4 protein-coding genes are annotated in these 4,574 nt (G+C 65.4%); 3 read left to right on the top strand and 1 reads right to left on the bottom strand.

The window, feature by feature from the left end; translation table 11 throughout:
• From AC1D00_RS28155 to atzF, 3 genes are all read left to right on the top strand, one after another.
• On the top strand, positions 1 to 1,074 hold a 1,074-nt coding region (locus tag AC1D00_RS28155), incomplete at its 5' end, for a response regulator (RefSeq protein ID WP_477012903.1).
• Positions 1,075 to 1,576: 502 nt separating this feature from the next.
• Positions 1,577 to 2,590: a Tim44 domain-containing protein gene (locus tag AC1D00_RS28150; protein WP_477012902.1), complete on the top strand. Its 1,014-nt coding sequence runs from the start codon at positions 1,577 to 1,579 to the stop codon at positions 2,588 to 2,590.
• 169 nt (positions 2,591 to 2,759) lie between these two features.
• Entirely contained in the window at positions 2,760 to 4,145 is a 1,386-nt protein-coding gene (gene atzF / locus AC1D00_RS28145) for an allophanate hydrolase (protein WP_477012901.1), read from the top strand.
• 1 nt (position 4,146) lies between these two features.
• Here the strand turns inward: atzF and AC1D00_RS28140 are convergent.
• Positions 4,147 to 4,574: Crp/Fnr family transcriptional regulator (locus tag AC1D00_RS28140; RefSeq protein WP_477012900.1), on the bottom strand; the 428-nt coding region annotated here is incomplete at its 5' end.

Genomic DNA, 4,574 nt, shown 5'->3' with positions numbered 1-4,574 from the left:
TCGTTCCAGGACATCATGCAGATCAAGCAGAACGCGACGCGCGCCGCGACGCTGGTGCGGCAGCTGCTGGCGTTCTCGCGGCGGCAGACGCTGCGGCCGCAGGTGCTCGATCTCGGCGATGCGCTTTCCGACCTCACCATGCTGCTGCGCCGGCTGATCGGCGAGAAGGTCAAGCTCGACCTGATCCACGGCCGCGACCTCTGGCCAGTGAAGGTCGACGTCTCCCAGTTCGAGCAGGTGATCGTCAATCTCGCGGTGAACGCGCGCGACGCCATGCCCGATGGCGGCAAGCTGATCATCCGCACCGCCAATGTCGCCACCGAGGATGCGGGCAAGCTCGCCTACAAGGGCATGCCGGCAGCGGACTATGTGCGCATCGAGGTCGCCGACACCGGCACCGGCATCCCCGCCGACATCCGCGACAAGATTTTCGAGCCGTTCTTCTCGACCAAGGAAGTCGGCAAGGGCACCGGCCTCGGCCTCTCCACCGTCTACGGCATCGTCAAGCAGACCGGCGGCTTCATCTACGTCGATTCCGAGCCGGGGCAGGGCACCTCGTTCCACATCTTCCTGCCGCGCCATCACGCCGAGCCGGAGGTGCAGGTCGAGCAGCCCGCGGCAGTGGTCAGCGCGGCCAATGGCGCTGCGAAGGAAGCCGCGCCCGCGGCGGCCGAAGCGAAGCCGCGCACCGATCTGACCGGACAGGGCACCATCCTGCTGGTCGAGGACGAAGAGGGCCTGCGCGCGCTCAACGCACGTGGCCTGCGCTCGCGCGGCTACACCGTGGTCGAGGCCGAGAACGGCGTCGAGGCCATGGAGATGCTGGAGGAGCAGAGCGGCGCGATCGATCTCGTCGTCTCCGACGTGGTGATGCCGGAGATGGACGGCCCGACGCTGCTGAAGGCGATGCGCGAGAAGAACCCCGACATCAAGTTCATCTTCGTCTCCGGCTACGCCGAGGACGCGTTCGAGAAGAGCCTGCCCGAAGGCCAGCAGTTCGACTTCCTGCCAAAGCCGTTCACGCTGAGCCAGCTCGTGGCGGCGGTGAAGGAGACGATGACGAAGCAGGGGTAAGGGCTGCGCGTGGGATGCACACACCGCGCGGCAATCTCCGCCGTCGTCCTGGCGAACGCCAGGACCCATACCGCGTGATCCATCGATTGCGCGCGCTGCCAATCCCGAACGACCAGTCTTCGCCAAACCGCCTCTTGGGGTAATGGGTCCTGGCTTTCGCCAGGACGACATCGAGGAGGCAGCGCGCAATTGTCCCAACACCGTCATTGCGAGCCAACGGGTCCGCGCAAAGCGCGGCCCGATGACAGGCTCCGCGAAGCAATCCAGACTGTCTCGCGGAACCAGACTGGATTGCTTTGACCCAAGGGCTCAATACGAGGAAAAAGCGGAATTCTGGCCCTAAAGCCACCGGTACCCGGCGACCATGGCCCCCGCGCGCGCCCGGCCAAACCCCCGCCAAATATGGGCTTTTGCCACATCCCCGCGACTGAGGGCCGCAGCTACAAGTTCCGAAACCGGCTTCACTTTTCGCGCTGGCTGCCCATCTTAGGGACACGTCCCCATGCCGGGGATTTGGGAAACGAACATGAATTTCTCGCAACGCTCCCGCAGTCTCTTCAAGACAATCGCCGTCGTGCTGGCGCTTGCGCTGCCCACAGCGCTGGCGATCTCGTCCGCCGACGCGCGCGTCGGTGGCGGCATGTCGTCGGGTTCGCGCGGCTCGCGCACCTATTCGGCGCCGCCGTCGACCACGACCGCGCCGGGCTCGACCTCGCAGTTCAACCGCACCTACACCCAGCCGGGCGCAGGCATGAATTCGGCCGCGGCCGCGCCCGCGCGTGGCGGCCTGTTCGGCCGTGCCGGCGGCTTCATGGGCGGCCTCGCGGCCGGCTTCCTCGGCGCCGGCCTGCTCGGCATGCTGTTCGGCGGCGGCCTGTTCGGTGGCCTTGGCGGCCTGTCGTCCATCCTGGGCCTGATCATCCAGATCGTGCTCGTGGTGTTCGTGGTGCGGCTGGCGATGTCGTGGTGGCAGCGCCGCCACACGCCGCAGGCGGCCTATGCCAACGCTGATGCGGGTGCCGGTCCCGGACCGCAGCCGACCTATCGCAGCGGCCTTGGTGGTGGTCTTGGCGGCGGACTTGGCGGCTTCGGTTTCGGCGCCAACAACGCGCCGCTCGAGATCAAGCCTGATGACTATGAAGCGTTCGAGCGCCTGCTCGGCGATGTCCAGACCGCATGGTCGAACGAGGACGTGGCCAAGCTGCACACGCTCGCGACGCCGGAAATGGTCTCCTATTTCGAGCAGGACCTCGGCCAGAACCGCGCCCGCAACGTCGTCAACAAGGTCACCAACGTGAAGCTGTTGCAGGGCGACCTCGCGGAAGCCTGGCGCGAGGGCGAGACCGACTACGCCACGGTGGCGCTGCGCTTCGCGCTCACCGACAAGACGCTCGACCGCAACACCGGCGCGGTGGTTGCCGGCAGCGAGCAGCCGGGTGAGGCGACCGAGGTCTGGACGTTCGCCCGTCGCACCGGCGGCCAGTGGGAATTGTCGGCGATCCAGCAGACCAACTGATCTCGAGCGAATTGAACAACAAGGGCGTCGTGCCTCTGGCACGGCGCCTTTTTCTTTGAGCCGCCTATATCCTGGCACGGCCGACCATTTGGGCGAAGCACTTAATTGCTTGTTGCCCATGCAGAGCTCCCGCAATTTCGCGCCTGCCGGTTAGCGAAGGAGATATTCGGTGAGTCAGTCTGTCGCGCGCTCCAGGACAAATCACGAAACCATCGCCAGGAATTCGTCCTCGGTGCTGGAGGCGATCGAAGCGGCGTACGACCGGATCGAGGCCGAGCGCGACCGCAATTGCTGGATCTATCTCCGCCCGCGGGAGGAGGCGCTCGAAGAATGCCGCAAGCTGGTGGCACGCGCGCGGACGGGCGAAAATCTTCCGCTGCTCGGCATTCCCTTCGGTGTGAAGGACAATATCGATGTCGAGGGAATGCCGACCACGGCCGCATGCCCGGCGTTCAGCTACACGCCCTGGCATTCCGCGCACAGCGTCGAACGCCTCACCGCGGCCGGCGCAATTTGCCTCGGAAAGACCAATCTCGATCAGTTCGCCACAGGCCTGTCCGGCGCGCGTTCGCCCTATGGCCCCTGCGCGTCGGTTGCCGATGCGCGCTATGTTTCGGGCGGCTCCAGTTCCGGGTCCGCGGTCGCCGTGGCGGCCGGGCACGTCGCGTTCGCGCTCGGCACCGATACCGGCGGGTCCGGCCGCATACCTGCCGGCTTCAACAACATCGTCGGAATCAAGCCGACCGTTGGGCTGGTGTCATCGCGCGGGCTGGTGCCGAATTGCCCGACGATCGATTGCGTTTCGGTGTTCTGCAATACCGTGAGAGACGGCGAGGCGATCATCGACATCATCGAAGGGTTTGATTTCGAAGATCCCTACAGCCGCTTGCCCAGGGCCTTTTCTTTCGCCACAGGGACGGCGCCATCGTTCCGGTTCGGCCGCATCGCGTCCGCCGATCTCGAATGCTTCGGCATGCCGGAATGCGGCGAGCTCTATGAGCGCGCCTGCGAGCGTTTCACGCAGATCGGAGGCACGGCGATCGAGGTGGACTTCGCCCCGTTCCGCCAGGCCGGGGAGTTGATGTTCAGCGGACCCTGGGTCGCGGAGCGGCACTCGGCCATCGCTTCGCTGATGGACATCAATTCCGGCTCCCTGCTTGATGTCACGAGGACCGTGCTGGGCTCAGCCGCCGGCTATTCAGCGATCGACACGTTTGGTGCCATTCACCGGTTGCACCGACTTCGCCGCGACGCCGAGGCGATCTTTGCTGGTATCGATGCGCTGGTGGTCCCGACCGCACCGCGGCCGTTCACGCTGGAGGAGATGGATCGCGATCCGATCACCCTCAATAATCGCCTCGGCTACTACTCGTACTTTGCCAATCTGCTCGATCTCTGCGGCGTGGCGGTTCCGAACGCGACATTGCCGAACGGCATGCCCATGGGCGTGACCATGCTGGCGCCGGCCTGGCATGATCGCGCGCTGATCGGACTGGCGCGGCGGTTCGAGGCCAACGCAGGCAATGYGGCGTTCGAATTGAAGTCTGGCGGCTGAATTATTCCGCCTGCTGTCCGAGCGTCGAAAGATCCAGGATCGAAATCACGGATCTGTCGTACCTGATCACGCCTTCCTCCTGAAGCCGCGCGAGTTGTACCGTCACCCATTGGCGGGTGGATCCGATGAGATTGGCGAGATCGCCGTGGGTAAACGGCATTCCGACGACGATCTCATCGCCGCGCTTCACGCCGTAGACGTGCGACAGGAAGATCAACAGGCTATGCAGCCGCTCGGTCACCGAGCGGGTCCCGAGCATCTGGGCCATCGCCGAATAGCATCGCGCCTTGAATGCCAGGGCATCCAGCAGGGCGACGGCGATCGCCGGCGATTCCAGCGCAAGCCGCCGCAGCGCCGGTCCGGGCATGAACGTCAACCGGCTGCGTTCGGCCGCAACCGATGTCCACATGTGCGGGCCCGTTCCGAATA

The organism is Bradyrhizobium sp. P2_E8, assembly GCF_056403875.1.
The sequence above is the reverse complement of the archived record's forward strand: the minus strand, read 5'-3'. Positions and strand labels throughout refer to the sequence as shown.

What these genes read in the sequence shown, in the direction of transcription:
- AC1D00_RS28150 (WP_477012902.1), top strand. Translation starts at nt 1,577, where the DNA reads ATGCCGGGGATTTGGGAAACGAACATGAATTTCTCGCAACGCTCCCGC.